This is a genomic window from Arabiibacter massiliensis (genome assembly GCF_902386925.1).
Taxonomy (GTDB): domain Bacteria; phylum Actinomycetota; class Coriobacteriia; order Coriobacteriales; family Eggerthellaceae; genus Arabiibacter; species Arabiibacter massiliensis.
Genome location: NZ_LR698996.1, coordinates 2,796,689 through 2,821,502, shown reverse-complemented (window position 1 = coordinate 2,821,502; position 24,814 = coordinate 2,796,689). Strand labels below are relative to the sequence as shown.

At 68.8% G+C, this 24,814-nt stretch carries 18 protein-coding genes; 6 read left to right on the top strand and 12 right to left on the bottom strand.

Translation table 11 applies throughout. The features are described from left to right. Positions 1–103 precede the first annotated feature (103 nt). The 4 genes from FX134_RS12040 to FX134_RS12025 are packed head-to-tail and all read right to left on the bottom strand — an operon-like array spanning position 104 to position 5,237. Entirely contained in the window at positions 104–1,654 is a 1,551-nt protein-coding gene (locus FX134_RS12040; protein ID WP_080802274.1) for a hydantoinase/oxoprolinase family protein, read from the bottom strand. A gap of 3 nt (positions 1,655–1,657) precedes the next feature. Beyond that, on the bottom strand, positions 1,658–2,761 hold the full coding sequence (locus FX134_RS12035; protein ID WP_080802271.1) for a DUF917 domain-containing protein: 1,104 nt from the start codon (positions 2,759–2,761) through the stop codon (positions 1,658–1,660). Continuing rightward, positions 2,749–3,861: a DUF917 domain-containing protein gene (locus FX134_RS12030; RefSeq protein ID WP_080802269.1), complete on the bottom strand. Its 1,113-nt coding sequence runs from the start codon at positions 3,859–3,861 to the stop codon at positions 2,749–2,751. The genes FX134_RS12035 and FX134_RS12030 overlap by 13 nt, the downstream gene beginning before the upstream one ends. Further along, positions 3,843–5,237: a cytosine permease gene (locus FX134_RS12025; RefSeq protein WP_080802266.1), complete on the bottom strand. Its 1,395-nt coding sequence runs from the start codon at positions 5,235–5,237 to the stop codon at positions 3,843–3,845. Before FX134_RS12025 ends, FX134_RS12030 begins: the two co-directional genes overlap by 19 nt. Positions 5,238–5,510: 273 nt before the next feature. Here FX134_RS12025 and FX134_RS12020 point away from each other — a divergent pair, with 273 nt between their 5' ends. Further along, entirely contained in the window at positions 5,511–7,166 is a 1,656-nt protein-coding gene (locus tag FX134_RS12020; protein WP_172623471.1) for an FAD-binding protein, read from the top strand. A 73-nt stretch (positions 7,167–7,239) separates the two neighbouring features. Here the strand turns inward: FX134_RS12020 and FX134_RS15025 are convergent, their stop codons facing one another. Next, positions 7,240–8,652 carry a LuxR C-terminal-related transcriptional regulator gene (locus FX134_RS15025; protein ID WP_143412197.1) on the bottom strand — a complete coding sequence of 471 codons (1,413 nt, stop codon included), beginning with the start codon at positions 8,650–8,652 and terminating at the stop codon, positions 7,240–7,242. Between the two features lie 115 nt (positions 8,653–8,767). On the opposite strand from FX134_RS15025, the gene FX134_RS12010 reads away from it, so the two are divergent. The 3 genes from FX134_RS12010 (at position 8,768) to FX134_RS12000 (ending at position 11,755) form a co-directional block, all read left to right on the top strand. Beyond that, positions 8,768–9,451: an alpha/beta fold hydrolase gene (locus FX134_RS12010; RefSeq protein WP_080802256.1), complete on the top strand. Its 684-nt coding sequence runs from the start codon at positions 8,768–8,770 to the stop codon at positions 9,449–9,451. 293 nt (positions 9,452–9,744) lie between these two features. Next, on the top strand, positions 9,745–11,187 hold the full coding sequence (locus FX134_RS12005) for an IS3 family transposase (protein ID WP_080802254.1): 1,443 nt from the start codon (positions 9,745–9,747) through the stop codon (positions 11,185–11,187). 340 nt (positions 11,188–11,527) lie between these two features. After that, complete coding sequence (locus tag FX134_RS12000; protein WP_172623470.1) at positions 11,528–11,755, top strand: helix-turn-helix domain-containing protein; 228 nt, start codon at positions 11,528–11,530, stop codon at positions 11,753–11,755. A gap of 65 nt (positions 11,756–11,820) precedes the next feature. Here FX134_RS12000 and FX134_RS11995 read toward each other — a convergent pair whose 3' ends face one another. Continuing rightward, positions 11,821–13,275, bottom strand: coding sequence for a helix-turn-helix transcriptional regulator (locus FX134_RS11995; RefSeq protein WP_143412196.1), 1,455 nt, complete (start codon positions 13,273–13,275; stop codon positions 11,821–11,823). Between the two features lie 266 nt (positions 13,276–13,541). On the opposite strand from FX134_RS11995, the gene FX134_RS11990 reads away from it, so the two are divergent. Next, on the top strand, positions 13,542–15,335 hold the full coding sequence (locus FX134_RS11990) for an FAD-binding protein (protein ID WP_080802246.1): 1,794 nt from the start codon (positions 13,542–13,544) through the stop codon (positions 15,333–15,335). Between the two features lie 249 nt (positions 15,336–15,584). Here the strand turns inward: FX134_RS11990 and FX134_RS11985 are convergent, their stop codons facing one another. The 6 genes from FX134_RS11985 to FX134_RS11960 all read right to left on the bottom strand — a co-directional run bounded on the left by FX134_RS11985 (position 15,585) and on the right by FX134_RS11960 (position 23,202). Continuing rightward, positions 15,585–16,913, bottom strand: a complete 1,329-nt coding sequence (locus tag FX134_RS11985; protein ID WP_080802242.1) for a redoxin domain-containing protein — start codon at positions 16,911–16,913, stop codon at positions 15,585–15,587. A gap of 9 nt (positions 16,914–16,922) precedes the next feature. Next, positions 16,923–17,336 (bottom strand): RrF2 family transcriptional regulator, encoded by a 414-nt coding sequence (locus FX134_RS11980; RefSeq protein ID WP_080802238.1) that lies wholly within the window; start codon positions 17,334–17,336, stop codon positions 16,923–16,925. Between the two features lie 142 nt (positions 17,337–17,478). Next, complete coding sequence (locus FX134_RS11975; protein WP_080802235.1) at positions 17,479–18,627, bottom strand: 4Fe-4S binding protein; 1,149 nt, start codon at positions 18,625–18,627, stop codon at positions 17,479–17,481. A 15-nt stretch (positions 18,628–18,642) separates the two neighbouring features. Further along, a complete protein-coding gene (gene mobB / locus FX134_RS11970; protein ID WP_080802233.1) occupies positions 18,643–19,980 on the bottom strand; it encodes a molybdopterin-guanine dinucleotide biosynthesis protein B in 1,338 nt (445 codons plus the stop codon). A 283-nt stretch (positions 19,981–20,263) separates the two neighbouring features. Then, positions 20,264–21,313 carry a competence protein CoiA family protein gene (locus FX134_RS11965; protein ID WP_080802230.1) on the bottom strand — a complete coding sequence of 350 codons (1,050 nt, stop codon included), beginning with the start codon at positions 21,311–21,313 and terminating at the stop codon, positions 20,264–20,266. A gap of 368 nt (positions 21,314–21,681) precedes the next feature. Next, positions 21,682–23,202, bottom strand: coding sequence for an FAD-dependent oxidoreductase (locus FX134_RS11960; protein WP_080802227.1), 1,521 nt, complete (start codon positions 23,200–23,202; stop codon positions 21,682–21,684). Positions 23,203–23,455: 253 nt separating this feature from the next. Between FX134_RS11960 and FX134_RS11955 the strand changes: the two genes are divergently transcribed. Further along, positions 23,456–24,769, top strand: a complete 1,314-nt coding sequence (locus FX134_RS11955; RefSeq protein WP_080802225.1) for a Fic family protein — start codon at positions 23,456–23,458, stop codon at positions 24,767–24,769. The last annotated feature ends 45 nt before the right edge of the window (positions 24,770–24,814 follow it).

Here is a 24,814-nt window from a genome sequence, read left to right as displayed (position 1 = left end):
CATTCACATCTGCATTTATACACTATTTCAGCGTTCGCCGCAAGACCATGGTGCATGCTGGGGGAGCCGTGCGCGCTTTGCGGCAGCTCCCCCGCTCGATCGATTACGCCAGGTCGCCGGCGGCCTTCACCTTCACGCGGTTGGTGTGGCCGGGGTAGTACGCGAGCGGCACGTCCTCGGCGTCGATGATCTCCACCGTGTCGCGGACGGCACCCGCCTCAACGGCGGCCTCGGTCGCGGCCGCGCGCGCGGCGGCCAGGGCCTCCTCGCGCGGGGTGACGTCGTAGTCCACCAGGGCCTCGTAGGTGCCGCTCACCTTGGAGATGGCCGAGCCGATGGCGTTCGCGCAGCCCGCGTGCTCGGGCGCGAGCACCTGCGCGGTGCCGGCCAGATCGTGCGGCAGCACGATGGCGCCGCCGCCCACGAGCGCCACGTCGATGGGCTCGCTCGACACCTTCATCACATCGATGGCGTCCTCCACGAGCTCGCGGATGGCGGCCATCGCGCGCTCGGCCACCTCCTGCGGGATGTCGGCCACGAGCGCGGCGTCCCCCACCGACGCCATCCCCAGGCGCACGGCAACGTCGGTGGCGGTCATGGTGTCGCCGCCGAACACGAGCGCGTGCTCGGTGATGCGGTAGCCCACCGAGTCCGGGCCCACCGTCACGCTGCCGTCGTCGGCCACGCGCACGATGGAGCCGCCGCCCAGGCCGATCGACACCACGTCGGGCATGCGGAAGTTCGTGCGCACGCCGCCGATGGTGACGGCCACGCCGCTCTCGCGCGGGAAGCCGTGGCTCAAAACGCCCAGGTCGGTGGTGGTGCCGCCCACGTCGATGACGATAGCGTCGTCCTGGCGCGTGAGGTAGCTCGCGCCGCGGATGGAGTTCGTCGGCCCGCACGCGATCGTCAAAATGGGATAGCGGCGCGCGTGCTCCATGGTCATGAGCGTGCCGTCGTTCTGCGACAGGTACACCTCCGCGTTCACCACGCCCTTGTCGGCGAGGCTCTGCGCGAAGCCCTCGGTGAAGCGCCGCGCCACGTCGTGGAGCGCCGCGTTCAGGATGGTGGCGTTCTCGCGCTCGATCAGGCCCATCGAGCCGATCTCGCTCGAGATGGACACGTGCACGCCCTCGCCCAGCACCTCGCGCGCGATCTCGGCGGCGCGCAGCTCGTCGTCGCTCCGCACCGTGGAGAACACGCAGGAGATGGCCACGGCCTCCACGCGCCCGCGCACGCCCTCGAAGAACGCGCGGCATGCGGCCTCGTCGAACGCGGCCAGACGCTTGCCGTCGTACTCGAAGCCGCCCTCGATGATGGCCGCGTCCACGCACACCGCAGCGATATCGTCGGCCCAGTCCACCATCGGCGGGATGCCCACCGTGGCCGGCGCGCCGATGCGCAGGATGGCGATGGGCGCGAGCCCCTTGCGCTCCACGATGGCGTTCGTGCACTGCGTGGTTCCCAGCATCGCCTGCCCGATGAGCGCGCGGTCGATGCCGCTCGCCTCCAGCACGGCGTCCACCGCGCCCATGATGCCCGCGTACACGTCCTCGGACGTGGGGTTCTTCACAGCTGCCGCCACGTTCAGATCCTCGTCGATGAGGACCGCGTCGGTGTTCGTGCCTCCCACGTCGATGCCCAGCTTGTACATGCGTTACGCTCCCTTCCGCGCCGAGCGCTCTTCCACGGGGATGTAGTCGGTGTCGATGCCGAAGTAGCGCGGACCCACCAGCTCGATGCCCTTGGGCGTGCGCCACAGGTTAAAGCACTCCAGGCCCACGGCCAGCACGCGCTTGCCGTACTTGAGCGCGTCGGTGGGCACGGGGATGAACGTGTCCGGGTCCACGAGGCAGATGAGGTCGGGCACCGTGGCCAGGATCTCGCCGTCCACCACGCACGACAGGTTCTCGTTCTGGAACTCCACGTAGGCCTGGCTGCCGCGGTCCTCGGCGATGCCGTCGAGCACCACCTTGCCGAAGTTGAACGCCCCGCGCGTCTCGCGCAGCACGTCCACGATCTTGCCCTTGAACAGCTTGTGGCCGCCCGTGAACTTCAGGAAGAACTCCTCGGGCGTGAGGCCCGCCGCGGCCGCCTCGTCCTTGGCCAGGCGGATGGCGCGCCCGATCTCCTCCGAGCGCGTGACGATGCCGTGCACGCCGTAGTTCTTGCACGTGTCGGCGTCCATGCAGAAAAGCGCGATGGTCAGCGTGCCGCCGCAGGTCATGGTGGCGGCGCGGGCGATGTCCTCGGTCCACTTGTTCGTGATGGTGTCCAGGATGCCGGAGTTGCCCTTCTCGTCGATGAACGCCATGGGCGTGGCCGACGCGCCGCCGATGGTGAACGTGACCATCTGCAGCTCCGGGAACGCGCGGCCCATGCCGTCGGCGTCCACCATGGGGATGCCGAGGCGCGCGGCCGCCGCGATGGGCAGCATCGAGTTCACGCCGCCGGCCTCCATGGGCATGGTGGCGTACACGGGCTTGCCGTAGTAGCGCGACACCATGTCGAAGAGCTTGGCGAACTCGTTGGCGCCCACGCCCTTCTCGGCCAGGATGGTGGGGGCACCCATGGACGCGGCCGGCATGATGAACGCGCCGTCGGGCACCTCGTCGGCCGTGATCATCTGCACGGGGCCGCACTCCTTCACGGCGCCGATGGCCGTGAGCTTGCCGATGTAGGGGTCGCCGCCCCCGCCCGCGCCGAGGAGCGCCGCGCCTAAGGCGATGTCCTCGATCTCTTGGATTCCTATCTCTCGCACGTTTTCTCTCCTTTGAACGATGCATGGCTGGTTTCTACCGGGATGTAGGGGATGTCGAAGCCGAAGAACGCCGGGCCGCCGAGCGCGAGGCCCTCCGGCGTGCGCCAGGCCGCGTCGCAGGGCAGCCCGACGAGCAGCACGCGCTTGCCGTAGCGCAGGGCCTCGGTGGTGACGGGCGCGAACGTGTCGGCCTCCACGAGGCACACGAGGTCGGGCACGCTCAGGGCCACGCGGCCGTCCACCTCGGCGTAGAGGTTCTCGTTCTGGAACACCACCGCGCCTTGGCGGCCGCGGTCCTCCCCCGTGCCCTCGAGCACGGCGCGCCCGAAGTTGAAGCCGTCGCGCGTCTCGCGCAGTACGTCGGCGATCTTCGCTTGCAGGAACAGGTGCGCGCCCGACTCGCGCAGGAAGAACTCGCGGGGCGTGCAGCCGCGCGCGTCCTTGGCCGTGCGGATGATGCGGCCCAGGCGCTGCGCGAGGTCAACCGTGTCGCGGACGGCGCACGCCTTCATCTGCGCGCCCGACATCGACGCGCCCAGGTTGATGAGCGCGCCGCCGCAGGCCGTGGTGACGGCGCGGCCGATGGCCTCGGTCCAGTCGTTGTCGATGGTCTCGATGAGGGCGCGGTTGCCCTTCTCGTCCACGAACGCCATGGGCGTGGTGGGCACGCCGGCCATGCAGTACGTGTCCTGTTGCAGGCCGGGGAAGGCGCGGCCCATGCCGTCGACGTTGACCACAGGGATGCCCACGCGCGCCGCCGCGGCGATGGGCACGAGCGAGTTGAGGCCGCCGGCCTCGGCCAGCACGAACGCGTCGATCTTCCGGCCCAGGCGGCGTTCGAGCAGGTCGAGGGCGCGCGCGTACTCGCCGCCGTTCACGCCCTTCTCCAGCACCACGGTGGGCGCGCCCACGCTGCCGATGGACGCCACCGTCCAATCGTCGGGCACCTCGTCGGCGTCGAGCAGGCACACGGGGCCGCATTCGCGCAGGGCCGCCGTCGTCTCGAGCGAGCCCATGTACGGGTCGCCCCCGCCGCCCGCGCCGAGCAGCGCCGATCCGAGCGCGATGTCGGCGATGTCGTCTACATCGATGAGCCGCATGCGGCTTCCCCCTCTCGCTGCTCGCGGTTCGCCACCAGCTTCACGGGGCCCGGATAGGCGGGCAGCTTCGCCAGCTTGTAGGCGAGCACGTACACCGCCATCGAGGCGACGATGCCGTTCACCGGGCCGATGAAGAACGGCATGTCGAGGAACTCGAGGCCCGGGATGAGCGCGAACGTGCCGCCGGTGACGAGCGCCGCCGCGATGCCGGCGATGAGCCCCGCCACGCCCGCGGCCGAGAAGCCCTCCCGCACCTGCACGTTCTGCGGGCGGCCTTTGCGCACGAGCCAGTAATCGGCCACCATGACGCCCGCGAGCGCCGGGCCGCACGCCGAGAGCACGGTGAGGAACGCCTCGAACTGCCCGAGGATGCCGCCCACCGCGAGCGCGATGCCCGCGAGGCCGGAGACGGCCGTGGTCCAGCGCGAGCCGCCCTCGTCGCGACCGAGCATGACGGCGAAGCCGAGGCCGGCCGAGTAGGCGTTGCTCGCGTTCACCGTCCAGGCGCTCAGCACGAGGGCGATAAGGCCCACCGCCGGCAGGCCGACCGAGTTCATGATGCGCGCGATGTCGCCCTCGCCGGTGACGATAGCCAGCGCCGCGCCCGCGAGCAGGGCCACGAGCGCCGCGGGGATGACGCCCACGACGCACGAGAGCACGGCGTCCTTGCGGGTGCGCGCGAAGCGGGCGAAGTCGCCAGCCGTCGCGCCCGCGAACGCGAACAGGCCCACGGCCATGTTGACGCCCGCGATGAAGCCGAGGGCGTCGGCCGGCAGGGGCAGGTAGCCGAGCAGCGGCTCGAGGCTGCCGGCGCGCGCGACGGAGGCGCCCACGCCGTACAGGCAGATGAGCACGAGCAGGGGCGCGGCCACGGAGCTCACCCACTTGAGTCCGTCGAAGCCGATGACGGCCGTGGCCAGCATGAGCGCGCCGAGCGCCGCCGAGCACGCCCACACGGGCGCGGCCAGGCCGAACACGTCGGCCAGCATGAGCGAGAGCGACGCGCCGCACACGGCGGTCTGCACGCCGAACCAGCCGATGGTCACCACGCCCACGATGAGCGACACCAGGTAGCGCGCCCCCGCGCGACCGAGCGCCGGCGCGGCGAGCGAGGCGGTGGGAAGCCCCAGGTCGACCGCCTGCATGCTGACGAAGCACATGTACGCCACGATGAAGCCGAAGCCCGCGAGCGTGGCGAGCGCCGCGCCGGGCAGCGCGAGCCCCAAGCCGAGCGCCGCGCCCACCATGAGCGTGGGGGCGCTGAACATGCCGCCCGCGCGGATGAACGCGATGTCCACCCACCCCTTGCGCTCGGAGGCGTCGATGCGGAGGCCCTCTCCCACCTGGTCGTTCACTTGCCCCTGCACCTCCGCCATGGCCCCGCTTCCTCGTTCGATTTCTTCCGTTTGGATGGTTCGACAGTGTAGCACAACGAGCGGCGGCGACCTCCGCCCGAGCGGCGGACGCGACAACAGTTACCGGGCGATCAGCGAATCCACCTTTTCGGAGGATGCTCCCGCGCGGCCATACCCGAAAGATCGGATGCGCGCGCGACGCGGCCGGAGCATGCTGGGGCCAGCGGCCGATCGCAGGGATCGCAACGCCAGGGAAGACCGGCCGAACCGCACCGAACAGGGAGGATGAGAGACATGAAGAAAACCAATCGTTCCATCGCCAGGGCAACCGACGCGACCGAGGCCGCACGGGGGCTTTCCCGCCGCGGATTCATCGGAGTGGGCGCGGCGGCCGTCGGCGCTGCGGCGCTCGGGTTCGCCGGCTGCGCGCCTCAGGCCGAAGGCGACAAGGCTGCGGCGACGGCGGACGAAGCGAGCGCCCCGGCTGCGGCCGTCGAGGATCCGTGGGCCGGCTTCCGCGCTTCCGACTACGAGGGCAAGGCGACCGAGACGGCAGACGTCGACTTCTGCATCGTCGGCTCCGGAGCGTCGGGCATGGTGGCAGCCGTCGAGGCGGCGCAAAACGGCAAGAAAGTGCTCGTGCTCGAGTCGCAGGACAACCCCGGCGGCAACGGCATGTTCACCGACTGCTGCTTCAGCTTCGGCTCGCCCCAGATGATCGAGGGCTGCAAGAAGTACGACCTCACCGTCACGCCGTCCGAGATCATCCGCAGCGAGATCGAGTTGTACGACTATATGGTGAACCCGCTGCTGTGGGCCGACACCATCGCGCATTCCGCCGACAACACGGCCTGGATGGTGGACAACGGCGTGCGCTTCGCCCCCACCACCGACTACTACTCCGGCACGCTGGGCAAGACGCCCACTGCCCTCATGTGGGAGGACAGCTTCTTCAGCGGCGGCGAGTGCATGATGAAGCCGCTGTTCGCCGCGGCCGAGAAGCTGGACGTGGAGACGCGCGTCAAGACGCGGGCCATGGCGCTCAAGACGGCTGACGACGGAAGCGTGTGCGGCGTGTTCGCCGAGACGAAGGACGGCGTGCTCGAGGTGAACGCGAAGGCAGTCATCCTGGCCGGCGGCGGATGGGCCGCCGACACCGACCTGCTTGCCGAGTACGGCGGCTACGACATGGACATCACGAAAACGTCTTGCGCGCCCGGCTCGGTGGGCGACACGCTCAAGATGGCGGCGGCCATCGGAGGGCGCGAGGAAGCCAAGGCGCGCGGCTATATGTTCGGCAACCTCATCGACGGCATCTCGTCGTACTCGCTGCCGCAATACTTCCCCGCCATCTGGGTGAACGAGGACGGCGACCGCTTCACGAACGAGGATTGCGGCGAGCTGTGCCACGACTACACCGGCACTGCCGTGGGCGCGCAGAACCGCGCGTACATCGTCCTGAACGACGCGATGATCGACGAGGCCGAGGCCCAGGGCAACAAGGATCTGCGCAAGGAGATCGAGGCGGCCACAGGCGGGTCGTCCAAGGCCGTGTTCAAGGGCGAGAACGCCGCCGACCTGGCCAAGCAGGCGGGTTGGACGGGCGACTTCGAGCAGACGCTGGCCACCTACGAGGAGTACGTGGCCAAGCAGTCCGATGACGAGTTCGGCAAGAACCCGAAGTACCTCGCCTCGTTCGGCACGGGGCCGCTGTACGCCCTCATGATCCACCAGGAGATCGCGCTTTCGCTCGGCGGCATCATCACGAACCGCCAGTGGCAGGTGGTGGGCGAGGGCAAGAAGGCCATCCCCAACCTCTATGCCATCGGCGCGGACGGCCAGATGGTGTACCTGGGGTTGTACAACCTCAACACCTCGGGCGGCCACATGGCCACGAACGTGGAATCCGGCCGCTACTCGGTGAAGCACGCGCTGGAGAGCTGCTTCTAGAGACACCCTTCCGCAAGCGCCCCGCGCGCTCCTCCCTCCGCTCCCCGACGGCTCACCCGTCGGGGAGCGCCCTTCATCCGTTGAAGCCATCGAGCAGTTTCAGCAGGTCCTGGCGATTGCTCACACCGGTTTTCTCGTAGATGTGGCCGATATGGGTCTTCACGGTGCTGTGCGCCACGTACAGCTCGTCGGCGACAGCCTGCACGCTGCGGCCGCGCGCGATGAGCGCGAGCACCTCGGCCTCGCGCGCCGACAGGCCGTGCACCTGGGCGAAGCGCTCGCAGCGGGCGGCGGCATCTTTGCCACCGTGCGCTCCAAGCGCTTCGGGCGAGCCTTCCATCAGGCCCTTCCCCGGGATGTCGAACGACCCCGCCAAGATGAGCACGAACACCAGGCCAAGCGCGATGGCGGCGAGCCACGCGCTGGCGGCATCTGCCAGGAACAGCCCCAGGAAGAACGAGGCCAGCAGCGCCGCCTGCAGCACGGCCCCGCCGAAGCCGAAGATGCGCCACGGAGTTTCGCGCGCGGAGAGGCTGATGCGCGCGAACGACGTCATGACGAACATCTCGAACAGAATGGTGCCGGCGAGCACCAGGGCGGACGCGAGCACCTGGTCCTGCGTCCGCGCGAGCGCAAGCGCGATGAGCCCGATGGAGATGATGGGCACCACGAAACGGTGCAGCAGGTTGGAGCAGCGCTCGTGGCGGGCTAGCGCGTAGTCCGCCGCCGCCACGAGCGCGATCACCACCGTGTAGATGGCGTAGATCTGGAACAACGCCGCACCGGACGCTTCTGCCGTGGCGCGGCTGGCCGTTCCCGTGACGAAGCCCACGGGCAGCTCGTACGCGAACAGCCCCAGCACGAACGCCGCCGGGAACAGCGTGCGCAGGGGGATCCTCGCCGCTCGCCGCGCCGGCATCTCGCCTGTGGCGGGCGTGCGCAGCGACGAGGGGATGCCCAGGATGGCCGCACCCGACACCAACGGCAGCGCCAGCAGCGACACCGTGGCCACCACGGCGTCCACCCGGGTGGTGACGAACCAGATGACCGTGCCGCACACGGTTGCCAGCAGGAAGACCGAGCCTGGCACCTTCCGCCCGATGAGGGCGGTGAAGGGCGACATCCAGCACAGGAACAGCAGCGCGCCGCCGCACGACGCCGCCACGCGGCCGACGACGATGCAGACGGGCGGCAGACCGAAGAACACGGCGGCCGTGAGCACCGCCGTCCCCGCCGTGCACAGCGCCGCCGACGCGAAGAACGTGCGCCGGTGTGCGAAGCTCAAGGGCCGCAGCGAGGCCGCGACGACGCAGGCTATCTGCACGATCAGGTAAGACGCATGCACGATAAGCGATGCGAGCCCCGAGCCCAGCGGAGAGGACGACCACACCAGCGGGCTGGAAGTCACGGAGAGCCACCAGGCGTTCGAAGCGCCCAGTCCCAGGCAGAAGAGCGCCGTGCACCGCATGCTGTCCCGCTGATCCACGACCACCCCCTCGCCTCCCGTGCAGAACCCCTCGGCCATTGTACGCTTGCCGTAGCGTCGAGCTGATATGATATCCCGCACCGGGATGAATCGCCCGCAGAGGGAGGAGACGGCGATGGACATCGAGCTGCATTGTCGCGAAGAGGGGGCGGGCGAGCCGCTCATCCTGCTGCACGGCAACGGCGAGGACGGCTCCTACTTCGAGCACCAGATGGCGCGCTTCGCCGGGCGCTTCCGCGTGATCGCGCTCGACACGCGCGGGCACGGGAAGTCTCCGCGGGGCGAGGCGCCGTTTCGCATTCGACAGTTCGCGGACGACCTGCTGGCATTCATGGACGCGCGCGGCATCGAGCGCGCGCACCTGCTGGGGTTCTCGGACGGCGGCAACATCGCGCTCGTGTTCGCGCTCGCGCACCCGGAGCGCGTGGGCAAGCTGGTGCTGAACGGCGCGAACCTCGACGCGCGCGGCGTGAAGCGCACGGTGCAGCTGCCCATCGAGCTGGGCTATCGCATCGCGCGGCTGTTCGCACGCCGGAGCCCTGAGGCGCGACGCAACGCCGAGATGCTCGGCCTCATGGTGAACGACCCGAACATCGACTCCGCCGAGCTGGCCGCCCTCGACGTGCCGACCCTCGTGATAGCCGGCACGAACGACATGATCCGCGAGCCCCACACCCGCCTCATCGCCGCGAGCATCCCCAACGCCCAGCTCGCCTTCGTCGAAGGCGACCACTTCGTCGCCGCCAAGAACCCCGACGCCTTCAACGCCGTCGTGGAGCGCTTCCTCGCGCAGTCCTGACCCGCCGGGGAGCGCACGGAAAATCGATCCACTCAGCCTCGGGAGGGATCTGCACGCGAATCGGGGCCGCTCGACACAAAAACCCTCGACGTGAAAGGTCTGGGAACGGAAAAGGACGGCCATCGGCCCTCCGGAGCGGCGAGCTCTCGGCGTTTCCCCAGTTCACGGAAACCGCCGCCAGCACGGAGCGTCGAAATCCTTTCACGTCGGGGATGCGGCAGGAAGTTGGACCGCCTCGAGGCGGTCCACGACCGATCGAAGCGGCCCCGCAGGGGCCGCGAGGAGGGAGCCGCATGTACACGGAGAGGGAGAAGGTCCGATACGTCGAGATGATGTGGGCCGAGGGGTTCACGCCCTGCGCCGCGTGGCGCAAGTGGGGAGCCCCGTCCAGGACCTCGCTCAGGGAATGGGAGAAGCGGGCGGAGCGGGGCGAGCTGCCCGCCGAGAGGCCCAGGACGGTCGGGCGGGTCGACCACGAGCCCCACGCCCACTACCCCAAGGCGACCGTCGAGGAGGCGGTGCGCCTGCACAAGCTGGGCGAGAAGAGGTCCCACATCGCCCGCCGGCTCGGCATCACCGACGCGGGCGTCGTGACGAGCTGGGTCGCCCGGGACCGAAAGCGCGCTATCATGTCCGAGACGGGCGCGCAGGGCGCGCCGCGCGAGGCGAGGCGAAGGGAGCCCCGGGACATGGCCGAGGCGTCGGGATCGGAAGAGGAGGCCGCGCGGCTGCGCGCCGAGCTGGAGGAGGCGCTCTTCGAGGTCGCCGTCTACAAGGAGCTGGTGCGCGACCCAAAAGCCGAAGGCCCGGCGAGCCTCTCGAAGAGGCGGCTCGTCGCGTTGGGCGAGAGGCTCAGGCGGGAGTGCGGGCTCTCCCTGGCCCGGGTGCTGACTTTCTTCCGGATGCCCAAGAGCACCTACCTCTACCACCGGGCGAGGCTCGATGAGCCCTGCGCGCCGCCGGCGGGATTCGACGAGGCCGTGGCCGGCGCGTTCGCGGAGAGCGGCGGGACGTACGGCTACCGGCGCGTGAGGGCCGAGCTCGAGGGCCGCGGCGTGCGCGCCCCCGAGCTCAAGGTGCGCGGGTCGATGGAGAGGCAGGGCCTGGTCGCCCGCTGCTCCCGCTCGGAGAAGAGGTGGAGCTCCTACGCCGGCGAGATCTCGGACGCCCCGGACAACCTGCTCCTCGGCGCGCGCGGGCGCCACGACTTCTCGGCGGGCGCCCCGAACGAGAAGTGGCTCACCGACATCACCGAGGTCAAGGGGCGCGACGGCAGGCTCTACCTGTCCGTCATCGTGGACTGCTTCGACGGCAGGGCCTCCGCCTGGCGGATCTCGACGAACCCGAACGCCGAGCTCGCCGACTCCACGCTCGCCGACGCGGTCGCCACGCTCGAGGAGGGCGAGCATCCGATCATCCACTCCGACCGCGGCGCGCACTACCGCTGGAAGGGCTGGATCGCGCTGTGCGGGGAGGCGGGGCTCGTCCGCTCGATGTCGCGCAAGGCGCACAGCCCCGACAACGCGGCGTGCGAGGGCTTCTTCGGCCGGGCGAAGGTGGAGAGGCTCCACTCGCTCGTCCGCGCGGGGGCCTCGGTCGCCGAGCTCTCCGAGGCCGTCGCGGAGTACATGGCGTGGTACAATGGGGGCCGCCTCAAGGCGTTCAAGGCGGACGATGGCAGAGCGCGCTACGAGACCATCGACGGCCGCCGCAGAAGGCTCGGGCTCGCAGCCTGAGAAGTCCAAGAATCCCGCCGCACCCCCCGTCGAGGATTTTTGAGCAGAAGCGGCACGATGCGCGTGCGTTAAGCATTTTCGTGGTCACCATTTTTCCTTTTCGATGACCCCGCCAGCCTCCCCCAGCTTCGCGATGCAGCTTTCCAGGAAGTCCATCGTCGCCCACACAACCTGCTGAAGTTCGCCATTGCTGAATTGACTGGGGCATTGCAGCTCGACCCTGTCGTATGTCGTCTCGCGCGCCCATTCAGCCTCGATTCGCTTTCTCCTCGTGCAGCGATTGCCAACATGAGCCTTATGTGGTTCATGTGAGCCGAGTATAGACCATATGCTTTGGCCTATGGATGACGAAACGGTCAAAAAGAAACTGGGAGCCGAGATCAAACGGCAGAGGATCGCCGCCGGGTGGTCGCAGCAGCAGTTCGCCTCCATGCTCGGCATGAACCGCACGCGCCTTCGCGAGATAGAGAACGGCACGGGCAATCCGCAGCTCAGCACGCTGTTCCGTGTGGCCGACGGACTGGGAACCACCCTTCCGATCCTGTTCGGCTCTTTGGAGCGATGCTGATCCGACCCACTCATCACGAATGCCCCGATTCCTCGTGAGGCGCAGGTCGTATCGCTACGCGGCGCCTACTCCGCGTGCTCCACGAGGTCGATGAGCTCTTGCTGGGAGTGGACGTCGAGCTTGGCGTAGATGTGCTTGACGTGGCTTTTCACGGTGTTGCGCGACACCACGTAGTGCTCCATCACGAACTGGCCGTTGCGGCCGCGCGCCAGCATGGCGAAGATCTCGGTCTCGCGCTCGGTCAGGCCGTGCTCCTCCCCCAGGCGGGCGCAGCGCTCCTCGATGCTGGAACCCGGCTCCACCGCCGGCTCGGCAGCGGGCGCCTCCTCGCGCGGCGTCGGCGCGCCCATCCCCACCACGCCGCGAATCGTCTCCGAGAAGCTGAACCTGCGGAAGCCCAGCCACAGGAAGGCCACGAACGCGAACAGCACGACCTCGGCGATGAGCATGGCCGCGTCGCCGTTCGTGCCCACGATGTCGTTGGTGGTGTGCCCCGCCACCGCGCCCACGTCGGTGCCGACGGCGCTCATGAAGCGCACGAGCGCGTAGGTGGGCAGAAGCGCCAGCAGGTTGCGCCGCCCCACCGCCAGCACCACCAGCCACACGAGCATGTCGAAGCAGCGCACTCCGATGCGCAGAAGGGCGTTGGCCGAAGGGAGGTCGTTCAGAAACGTGAACGGCGCGATGATGAAGCCGGCCACCACCAGAAGCACCGAGAACGAGAACAGCTGGTCCTCCTTCTCCGCGCTCTTCGACAGCAGCATCCATGCGGCCACACCCACCAGCACGACCGCCGACACGTCCACGCTGATGGGCGCATGCGACACCTCGTTGAGCGTGAGCCCGTAGCCCGTCGCCACGCTGAACAGCGCGACGCACAAGAACAGCGCGTGCGCGGGCCGCAGGAACGACTCGGGGTTCGAAAGCTCCAAGCTGGCGGGCGACGCGCTGCGGGCCACCTCGTCGAGCTTCGCCCCTCCCCGTCGGTACAGCAGCGCGATGATGACCGCGTAGAAGGCCATCACCTCCACCACGCCCACCTCGAAGCCGACGGGCGGATGCAGCACGCGCACCACCTCGCCGAGCGCCATGCCGCACACCACGGCCGCGAGCGCCGCCTTCGACGACGGCAGCGAAGCGAGCGCGCAGACGATGAGCACCGACGACCAGACGGAGGCCGCGTTCGAGAACAGGAAGCCCGCCACCGTGAGCGGGCCGTTCTGCGAGCCCAGGCCGAACTCCAAGACGAACGCCGCGGTCACCGCGCATCCGAGCGCCGCCATCGTGAGCAGCCGTCGGTCGAGCAGCGCGGGCTTGCGCGTGGCTGCGAGGAAGATCACGAGGAACAGCGCGCCGCCGGTGAGCGTGGATATCTCGCGCGCGATGCCGCAGTACGCAGCCACGCGCGCGTAAAGGCTCGCGTTCAGGATGCCGCCCGCGCAGCCCATGATGGCCAGCGCGACGACGCACGCGAGCACCGCGCCTCCCTGGGCGCTTCCCGCCTCCCGCACGCGTTTCATGGCTTTCCGCACGATCCCCTCCCTCGGTCGCTTGTCGCCATTGTACGCGAAGCGGGCGCGCCGCGCGACGGGGATTGCCCCTCGATCCGCATCCCATCAGGCAAAGCGCGCGCAAATCACCCCGCCGGGGGGAGCGCGCCACCCCTCCCCCGACCCGGCAAAACGCCCCCGGCGGGGTGGTTTCAAGCCCGCCCGGGCCCCGTATGGTGAAACCCGAGGGAGCCGCCGGAGCAACCGGACGGCGAAACGCTTAAAGGAGGATCATCATGGAATCACAGGGAATCTCGCGACGCAGCTTCTTGGGCGGGGCGGCAGGCATCGGCGCGCTGGCCGCGATGGGCCTGGCCGGCTGCGCGCCGAAGGCCGCCGGCACCGCCGAGGCCGAGGCCGCGTCCGACGCGAAGGGTGCCGCTTCCACCGCCGTCGCCGACAACAACGTCGTAGCCGTGGACGACGGCAGCGCCGCCATCACGGTGGACTGGCTGGGCGCCGCGCCCGAGGTGGCCGAGGGCGACATCACCGAGACGAAGGACACCGACCTCTTGATCGTGGGCGCGGGCAACGGCGGCATGATCGCCGGCGCGTACGCGTCCGACCAGAAGATGGACTTCATCCTCTGCGAGAAGGGCTCCGAGGTGGGCGCCACGCGCCACTGGTTCAACGCGGTGGACACCAAGCCCTTCACCGACCAGGGCGTGCACACCGACCGCGCCCGCATCCACGGCGAGTTCGCCCGCTATTCCAGCGGCACGTGCGACCACAGCCTCATCAACATGTGGATGAACGAGAGCAACGACATGTTCGAGTACGTCGACAAGTACATGAGCGCGGCCGGCGCCGTGGTCATCGCCGACGAGTTCGACATGCCGGGCGGCATGGGCGCCACCCCCTTCTACACCCCCTCGGGCGAGCACCACTACGGCAACGCCGAAGGCGGCCGCGAGGGCGTGCCGGTGCGCAACGAGCTGTTCGAGAAGGTCATGAACGACAACGGCTACGAGGTGTCCTACAAGCACGAGCTGGTGAAGCTGGTGAAGGACGACTCCGGCCGCGTGACCGGCGCCATCTTCAAGACCGATGGCGGCTACACGCAGATCAACGCCAAGAAGGGCGTGCTGCTCACCACCGGCGGCTACTCCGCGAACCCGGCGATGCTCTCGGCGCTCTCGCCCATCACCACGGCGTCCGTGACCGCGCTGGGCTACAACCAGAACAACACGGGCGACGGCATCAAGGCGGCGCTCTGGGCGGGCGCGGTGAAGGACATCACGAGCGCGACGATGATCTTCGACCGCGGCCTCGTGGCCCCCGGCACCACCGCCGGCTACACCGAGGAGTCCGTCAAGGCCGGCAATCCCCAGTGGCCCGGCAACGGCCAGTTCAACCCCGGCACGCAGCCCTTCCTCAAGGTGAACCTGCGCGGCGAGCGCTTCACCCTGGAATCCGCCGACTACGACTACCTGCCGCACGCAGCGGCGCAGCAGCCCGGCGGCGTGTACGTGAGCGTGTGGGACGGCAACTTCGGCGACGACGTGCAGCGCTTCCATACGCTGGGCTGCTCGGCCGGCACCCGCATGGGCGTGCTGGGCGCCAAGCGCGAGGACGGCTCCTACGATCTGGACAAATACTTCGAGAAGGAGCTGGCCGACGGCCGTCTGCAGAAGGCCGACACGCTCGACGAGCTGGCCGACAAGCTGGGCCTCGACGCTGACGCCAAGAAGACGTTCCTCGCCACCTGCGAGCGCTACAACGAGCTGTTCGACATGCAGGAGGACGTGGACTTCGGCAAGGAGGCCTACCGCCTCTCCGAGCTGCGCACGCCGCCGTTCTTCGGCGCGACGTTGGGCGGCACGCTGCTCACCACCATCGACGGCATCCGCATCAACGCCGACTGCCAGGCGCTCGGCACCGACTTCCAGCCCATCGAGGGTCTCTACGCGGCCGGCGACTGCTCGGGGTCGCTCTTCAGCGGCAACTACCCCGACCAGATGCACGGCGTGGCCTGCGGCCGCACGATGACCGAGGCCCTGCACGTGGTGAAGCTGCTGGCCGGCAAGTAACCCCCATAAAGGACCCCCCCCCCCCCGCGCGCCCCCGCGCCTCCGCGAGGACCCCCCCGCACCTCCCCCGGGGCGCTTCTCGCATTTTCCTCATGGTGCCCCCGATTGTCGACCCAAACACACGCCACAGACCCGCCATGCGTGTGTTTGGGTCGACAATCGGGGGTTCAGCGCCGCGAGATCTCCCACGAGCCGCTTCGGCGTGACGTCGGGCGGGTACCGCAAGCGGTGCGCCCGCCCGACGCGAGGTTACTTCCGCTCGCCGGACATGGTTTGCTCGACGATGCTGTCCATGACGTCGGCGGTGAGCGTGCCGGCCACGTAGCCGAACACGTTGCCGTCCTTGTCGATCATGAACGTGGTCGGGAACGACCGGACGCCGTAGGCGGCGAACAGCTGGCCTGTCGTGTCCATGAGCACGGGATACGTGATGCCGTACTCGTCGATGAACGCCTTCACCTCGTCCACGGTGCCGTCGCTGTTCTGCGGATGCTCGTCGGTCTTGGGGTTGGCCACGCCGAGCACCACGAGGTCGCCCTCGTTCTTGCCGCGGTCGTTGTACAGCGCCTCGATGTCGGGGATCTCGCGTTGGCACGGCCCGCACCAGGTAGCCCAGAAGTTGAGGAACACCGTCTTGCCCTTGTAGTCGGACAGCTTGTGCTCCACGCCGTTCTGGTCCGTGAGCGCGAGGTCGGCGAGCGGAGCCGGCTGCGCGTCGGGATCGGAATCGGAGGCAGCCCCGGCGGAGGCGGAAGAGTCCTCGTCGTCGGGTGCGGTTGCCTTCGGAGCTCCGCCGGACGTGCCCGCGCCCTGATCGGCCGGCTGCTCCTGCGCGGCCGGCGCGGCGCCGAAGTTCGACAGGTAGCTCGTCACGCCGTTCATCCACCCGGTCACGGTCATGATGCCCATCACGATGAGCAGCGCGCCGCCCACCTTCACCGTGTACTTCACCACGTTGCCGTGCGACTTGAAGAACCGCAGCACCTCGCCCGTGAACAGGCCCACCGCCAGAAACGGCAGCACGAACCCGAGCGTGTACACGCCCACGAGCGCGTACCCCGCGGCCGCCGAGGCGCTCGACGACGCCATGAGCAGCACGCTTGCCAGCACCGGGCCCACGCACGGCGTCCACGCGAAGCTGAACGTGAAGCCCAGCACGAGCGCCACCAGCGGGTTCATGGCGAACTTGCCCAGGTTGAACGGCAGGCGGCGCTCTGTCTCGATGGCGCGCGTCTTGCCGAACGCGCCCAGCATGTACAGGCCGAACGCTGCCATGACGATGCCGGCCACCACCGAGAACACGCGCTGGTTGCCCGTGAAGAACTGCCCGAGCGCCGTGAACCCGAAGCCCAGCAGGAAGAACGCGAAGCTCACGCCCACGACGAAGAACAGCGTGTTCACGAACACCTTCTTGCGCGGGTACTCGATGGTGCCGTCATCGTTCGTTTTCGCCGCGCCGCCGGCCAGGTAGCCCACGTACAGCGGGATGAGCGGCAGCACGCACGGCGAGAAGAAGCTCAAGAGCCCCTGGATGAACACGGTGAGCGCGGGAACGCTCGTCTCAAGTGAGAAGCCCATACGGCCGCCTTACCGCGCGAAGATGCGCTCGTCGATGGATGCGATGGTGATGCCGGCCAGCCGGTCGCGCACGCCCGCGTCCAGGTCGGCGAAGATGTCGTCCATGATGCCCGCCATGCCGGAAGCCACCAGGCATTTCTTGTCGGCGCTGCCGCTGTGCCAGCGCGCCTCGACGAAGCGCACCCCCAGCGCGTCGGCCACGGCGGCCAAGCTGGTGGCGCACGCGTCGGCGGTGAAGCGGTAGCCGCCCTCGTTGCCCTCGCGTCCCTCCACCAGGCCGGCACGCTTGAGCGGTGCCATGATCTTGCGGATGCGCGCGGCGTTCGTGCACACGTTGTCGGCGAGCATCTCGCTCGACACGATGCCCTGGTTGTGGTTGAGGAACACGAGCGCGTGCACCGCCACGATGAAGTCGCTGTTCATGATGACTCTCCTAACTGTTCCGCTTCTTTATACAGTAGTATCTGTACAAATGGAAGGAACAGTTGGCAAAACGCAGCGAAACTCCCGGCGAAGGGCAGAGCGAAGATTAGTTGCACAGCCGTCCCGCCCCTTTGTCACGCGCCTACCGCTTGAGGCTGGAGAGGATGCCGGTGCGCTTGGGCGGGTCGGGCAGGTGGATGAGGCGCGGCTCGAAGTCGAACAGCTCCTCGGTGGACACGGTCGCGCTCACCGTCAGGCAGTTCTTCAGGCACGCGTCGGCGCAGAGGTTGCACTGAACGCAGTCGGCCGCCGAGAACTCGAGAAGGCTCCCCTCGCCGTCCTCGGGCTCAAGCTCGCTCTTCTTGAGCGCGCCCGTGGGGCAGAACACCGTGCACATGCCGCACGCGCTGCACTTCTCCGCGTCGATGCTCACGCTGCCGAACAGCCGCGTGTCGATCTCGGGCACGACGGGCTGGCCGAGCTGGTCCATCGCGTCGAGCACGCGCATGCGGCGCTCGGGGTTGAACTGCGGAAGCGTTCCCGCGTCGGACATCTTCAGCCGCTCGCGCAGCGATGGGCCCCGCGAGCCGTCGTTCTTGAACGCCACCACCTCGACGGTCTTGCCGGCCGCGTCCTTCGCCCGCGAGCGCGCCTGCGTGAAAAACCCGCGCCGCGACGCGCCGAGCAGCTTCTGCCGATCCTCCAGCAGCGCCACCTCGGGAAACTCCGACGCCCGCACCACGCGGATGTCGGAGCCCTGCGTGGCGATGAGGTCGTTCGCCGAGGCCACGACAGCGTCGATGCCGGGCACGTTGGCGCGGAACTTGCAGGTGGCGCACGTTCCGTCCACCAGCACGATGTCGCGCACGCCGCGCGCGGCCAGGCCCAGGAGCACGCTCTCCTCCATGCGGGCGAGGCAGGGCACCTCGGCGTACTTCGTCGGGTCGCCCACGTGCTTCGACGCGATGCGCGCGCACGCGAACACGGCCGCACCGTCCGTGGCCACCACCGCATCGGCCACCGCAGCCGCCAGGTCCTCGTCGAGCGGCTGCAGCGGGATGAGCGCCTCGGTGGGGCAGGCCGTCGTGCACGCGCCGCAGGCCACGCACATCCCCTCGTCGAGTTCGAGCACGTTGTTCGCCGCGAACACGGCGCCAGACGGGCACGCGTCGGCGCACTTTGCGCACGAGGCGTGGCGGTTGCGCACGACCACGCAGCGATCGGGGGCCAAATACACCGCCTTCGTCTCCAGCGCCTCGGCCACTTCCACTATGTCGATGAGGTTAGGCATCGCGAATTCTCTCCTTTACTTCTCGAGGAACGATTCCTCGAGGTTGCGCAGCTCCTCGGGCGTGTTCGCGTTGATGAAGCAGCCGCCCATGGGCTCGGCCTCCAGCACGCGGTCCTGCGTGAACTCGAACACGTCCACGTCGCCGAAGAACGACTGGGCGCGCTTCTCGCCCCGGTCGAGCGCGGCGCGCACGGCGGGCAGGCAGCCCATGCGGCGGTACATGGCATGGAACGGCTCGAAGCCGTGCTTGTTCACCGGCACCACGATGTCGGCACCGGACTCGTTCATGGCAAGCGCTTCGGCCACCACGAGCGACGCCGAGGCGAACACCATGTCGCAGGCCACCACGGCCACGTACGGGTTGCGCGCGGCCTGCAGCGCCGTGTAGAGCCCTTGCAGCGCCCCGCGCACGTCGAAGGCGTCGCACACGAGCTGGATGTTGTACTGCGGGAACTCGGCGTGCAGAAAGGCCAGGTTGTCGGGCTCGTTCGTGGTGATGACCAGGTCGTCGGACACGGGGCCGAGCCGCTCGATGAGGCGGCAGATGAGCGGCCGCCCCGCGAAGGGCACCGTCGCCTTGCTCTGCCCCATGCGCCGGCTCTCGCCGCCCGCCTGGATGACCACGGTCACGCGCGGCCGCACGTAATGGGCCTCGACGAAGTCCGCGAGCCCCGCGATGTCGTCGAGCGCGAACGCGGGCACGTTGTAGAGGTCGGCCGCCTGGCGCGCCTCGGCGATGTCGGTGACGACGGCCACCGTGTCGGACGTGGGCAGCTTGTTGGAGATGTCCACGTGGTCGGGATGCTGCGTCTTGAAGTGATCGCCGGCCGCCTCGCGCGATTCGGCCTGGGCGCGACGGAGCGCCTCGCGGGCCGCGTCGTCGTCCGCCGGCGGTACCTCCCCGCGCGTGAACTGGGTGAAGTCCGTGCCCAGCGGCCAACCGCGGCGCGCGCCCTCGGCGAACACCTCGGCCACGCGGGAGTCGGCCTCGTTGCCGGAGCGCATGAGCTCGATGGTGGGCAGGCCGCTTTTGCGGTAGCCCTCCACGATGACGATGTCGTGGCCGGGCATGCTGCGCACGATGTCGGAGCACTCAACCTCGCCCGACACCGTCTTGATACGCGCCACCTGGCCCGGCGCGGCGATCACCGTCTCAGACGCGCCGGCGGCGCGGTGGCGGTAGGAGTCCTTGCCGGGGTAGTCGATGTCGAAGCCCACGTGGCTGTGGTGCTTCACGCTGCCCACGTCGTGGCCGCGCGCCACGAGCTCGGCGATGAGCTGCTCGATAAGCGTCGTCTTGCCTGAGTTATGCCGGCCCACGATAGCCAGGGCCGGGCTGGGGATGTTGACCATGCGCACCTCGTCCTCGTCCGTTCGGCGCCCAGTATAGCACGAGCCGCCAAGCGCGCAGCGAAGGGCCGGAAGGCGTCTGCTGTGCATGAGATTTGCGCTTGTGCGAGGTGTTTCCTCTGGTTAACTCAAAATGGACGAAATGCCGGTTTGCTGACCTGGTGCTTTGTCTGAGCTGCATTTTGACGCTCCGTCAAACCTCGGCTAACAGCTCGCACAGACGCAAATCTCGTGCAGAAAGCATGCCGAGCCCGGCTCGCCGTTCTGCGAGCCTCCGTCCACCCTCCTACGCTTCGCGCCAGGTGCAGGCGACGTTGTAGTTGCAGAGTTGATGGAAGTGCGGGCAGCGGCTCGTCGAGAACAGATAGGCGCCGCAATCCGCTGCGAGGTTGGCCTTGCCTTTGATCGGGCAATCCTCCACCTCGGGGACGACCGAATCCCTCACCAGCGGGACCGCCCGGAATCCGAGGGCCTCGATCCTCCGCGCCTCCGCTTCGGCCTTCTCCCTCTCGATCCGGAACCGCTCCTCCGCATGTCGCGCCTGGCGGGCCTCCTCCTCGGCGCGCAGAGCGGCTTCGGCGGCCTCGCGCTTCTCGGCTTCCTCGCGTTTGCGTCGCTCGGCCTCCTCGCGCCGGTGCCTCTCCCGCTCGGCGCGCTCGCGCTCCCGCGACTCGGCTTCCGCAGCCAACGCCTTCGCGTTGACGATCCACCGCTTGAAGGCGGGCGAGGCCGTGGCCAGAAGCTCCTCGATGGTGGACCGCTCCTGAATGCGCCGGTAGAGCCGCTCCCTGTCGGCGTGCTTGCCCTCCCGCCGCCTGAGCCAGTCGTAGAGCGCGCGGAGGTCGATCCCCACGAGGTCGAGTCCCGCCTCCCTCACCTGGGAAACCTGCGCGTCGGTGGGCGCATGCGAGGCCCATACGACAAGGCATATCCTCCGGGAAGCGCCAAGGTGCAGCACGATCTCGGGCACGCGCCGCGAGCTCACGGCCTCCTCCGACACGCCCGAGAGCGCGACCGCCACAGGCTTCGCCAACACGAGGGGCGCGTCCTTCTCGAAGTCGTGGCAGCGCAGCTCCGGAAAGGTGAACCGCATCCGCTCGGCGAGGACATCCCTGGCGAGGAGCTGCACCATCGCGTCCACGGCCCACGCGCACGACCTGCCCTTGTGCCTGAAATGGTGGATCAGCTTGCTCCCCTGGACGGCAAGCATCGCGTGGCCGCACGCAGGGCAGACGCATCCGCACGCCTCGCCGTTCGGGACGTCGTCGACGTGGCGCAGCCGCCCCGACGAGTCGAGGGCGCAGGTGATGGGAACGTCGTCGAACGCGTTGGACATGCCCCGCCTTTCGCACCGCCTTGCACCGATGATCGTAGTATAGGCCCGATCGAGCGCGTCGGGAAGCGGCCAGCGCGAGCGCGGCGCACGAGATGTGCGTCTGTGCGAGGTGTTTGATTAAGTTAACTTTTGAAGAAGGAATCGGCGATTGGCTGACCTGGTGCTTTGTGTGAGCCGCATCTTGACGATGCGTCAAGCCTCGGCTAACAGCTCGCACAGGCGCAAATTTCGTGCAACACCCCCTGCGTCGTGGGCGCAGAGCGCAACGAGCCGCCCGGGTGCGGGGTGCGACCGGGCGGCTCGGACTGGCGGGCGCCGCGCCCTCGAGAAGGAGGGGAAGGGCGCGGCGCCCTGGGGGAAGAGGGCCGTTACGCGCCCGCCGCCGCGTTCTGGCCGGCGACGCGGCCGAGGGTCATGGCGGAGAGCACGGTGGCTCCGGCGGCGCAGTTCCACTCGCACACCACGCCTGCGGCGTACAGGCCGGGAATGGGTTCAACGATGGCGTCGGCGCCCATGCCCTTGAGCCGCAGCGCCTGGGCCTGGGCATTCGTCTTGAAGCCGCCCATGGTCACCGAGGTGCTCACCATCACCGACGCCGCGTAGAACGGGCCGGTCATGGGAACGAGGAGCTCGGCGGGACGGCCGAAGTCGTCGTCGCGGCCTGCTTCGCAGAAGCCGTTGTAACGGTCCACCGTGGCCTTCACCTTCGCGCCGTCGAGGCCCACCTGCGCGGCCACCTCCTCCACGGTCTCGCCCGTGGCCCATTCGAGCGGGCGCACGGCCAGCAGGGCCTCGAGCTCGGGCGTGGTGGGAAGCAGCAGGACGACGGGACGCCCCTGCTCGTTCTGCTTGCGCAGGATGGCGCGGTGCCCGTTGGGGTTCTCGTAGGGTGTCTCCTCGTTGAAGAAGCGCTCGCCGTTCGCGTCGAGCCACAGGCCGGGAATGCGCTGGCCGTAGTTGATGTTGATGATGGACGTCTTCGTCTCGAGGCCCGCGAGCGAGCTCATGAGCGGCAGCTCGGACGTGCGGCCGGTGAACGCGCCCACCTCGAACGCCATGGCCACGCCGTCGCCGGTGGCCCCGGGATGCGAGCCGGGCAGCAGGTTGGCGCACTCGGCGTTCATGGTGGCCAGCATGTCGGTGCTGCCGGCGTAGCTGCCGGTGGCCATGACCACGCCCTTGTTCGCCTTGAAGCGCACGGCATCGGACTTCTGCGTCGCCTCGACGCCGATCACGCGGCCTGCGTCGTCCGTGACGAGCTTCGTCGCGCGCGTCTCGAGCAGCGTCTGCACGCCGGCCTTGTCGGCGGCGTCGGCGAGCACCTGCACCATCGCGGCGCCCTTGCCGTCCACCTGGTGGATCACCGGCAGCTCGGTGTAGCCGAAGCGGGGCGCCACCTCGGGCTCGAAGGGAACGCCGAGGTCCTGGAGCCAGTCGATCGTCTCGCCGCCCTTGTCGGCGTTCACGCGCACGACCTCGGGGTCCTTCGGGCCGTACCACTCGGGGTGCGCCATGAACCACGCGTACACGTCGTCGACGGTCGCGTCCACGCCCGCCTCCTTCGCGAGCCGCGAGCCGGCCGCGCCCAGGATGCCGTCGCACAGCACCGAATCGCCGCCGATGGCGTTGCCTTTCTCCAGCAGAAGCACGCTCGCGCCGGCGTTGGCGGCCTCGATGGCAGCCGCGAACCCGCCCGCACCCGCGCCCACCACCACGACGTCGGCCTCCTGCGTCCACGAGCCCGCGTCGGCCCCACCCGATGCGGCGGGCGCGTCAGCGGAGCCCGACGGGCTGCACCCGCCCAGGATTGACGTGGCGGCGAGCCCCATCGATCCGGCAAGCGCGGCGCCGACGAAGTTCCTTCGCGAGATTCTCTCCTCGTTCAACATGATGTTCTCCCTTCCCTCTCCTGCGAGGGCCTCCCCGGGCCCTCAAGGCAGACTATGAGGGCGTTCGTTTTAATTGTCAATATCGAAATAATTGATAATTAAGCGAGCGCGCAAGGAGGGTTGGTCCTGTGTCGAATCTCGCTATAATCGCATGTCAATCGCTTTATCAACCGCCTCTTGACCCTCCGTCGATCCCGGCGTACTATTATTTATCAATCATTGATACTACTGAAAACGGCGGAAGGAGCGGAACATGGGGAAGCGCGCGAAGAACCCGGACGACGTCGCCGAGCGCCTGCTCGCGCTGCTCAAGGATCCCGCCTTCGCCAACCTGCGCCGGCTCGCCGACGAGCATCCGCTGCCGCGCGCCGAGTTCGACGCCATGATCATGCCCGAGGGCCTCACGCGCGACCAGACCTGGGACATCCTGAGCACGCTGCGCCGCCAGACCGCCATCGAGCTGCCGTTCCGCGACGGCGGCGGCCGCACGGGCTGGTTCTCCCCCACCCGCTCCATCCAGGCCGACCTGGACAACGTCAACCGCCGATGCGCCGAGGGCTCGTGGCTCCACGCGGCCGTCACCTCGCGCAACACGACCTACTTTCTCGTGGAGACGCACATCAACGAGGCCATCTCCACCATCCGCGAGGACGGGCTGGACATCGGCTACGAAAAGGCCCGCGAGGTGCTGCTCGACGAGCGGGAGCCGGAGACGAAGGAGGAGCGGCTGCTGCTCAACGGCCATCGCGCCATCTGGGAGCTGGACGAGCATGCCGACGAGCCGTGCACGATCGATCTGCTGCTGCGCATCTACGAGGCCGTATCGGAGGGGGTCGGCGAGCAGACGACGCCCTCGGCCCTGCAGGAGTCGCGCCTCTGGAAGCGCAAGCGCCTGGACACCACGTCCACGCTCGCGCTGGCCGCACGGCTCATCAACCTCGCCGACGACCCCGACACCGAGCACCCGCTGCTGCTCGCGCTCGGCATCCGCCATCTGCTCATGAGCACGCTGCCCCTGCCCTCGTGGAACGGCACGGTGGCGTCGCTGGCCATGAAGCTGCTGTTCAAACGGGCGCATCTGCCGGTGCTCTGCTACGTGCCCGTCACGCAGGCCTGCCGCGACTGGGCGGGCGGCGTCCTGCGCCCGCCCGCCGTGATGGCATCGCTCGAGGACGCGGAGGTGCTGGCCGCCGGCGAGGTGGACTACACTATTTATATGGGCGTGATGACGCGGCTCGTCAGGCAGAAGCTCGACGAGGTTGAAGCCGAGCTCAAGCGCGTTATTCAGCTGGACGAGATGTTCTCTCGCACCATTCGCGAGGACCTCGACCTCAACCACCGCCAGCGCCGCGTGCTGCAGACGGCCCTGAGCGACCCCGACGCCGTCTTCAAGATCGAGTCGCACCAGAAGACGCACCGCGTTGCCTACGCCACGGCGCGCGCCGACCTCATGAAGCTGGCCGACCTGGGGTTCCTCGGCTGCGTGCGCACGAAGCGCGCCTTCGAGTTCCCCGTAACCCCCGGCCTGCGCAAACGCCTGACCAGGGAAGCCGAAGCGAAAGCCTGAGGTGCGGGCGGCACCCCGGCCGCGAACGGCCGGATTCGCGTGCAA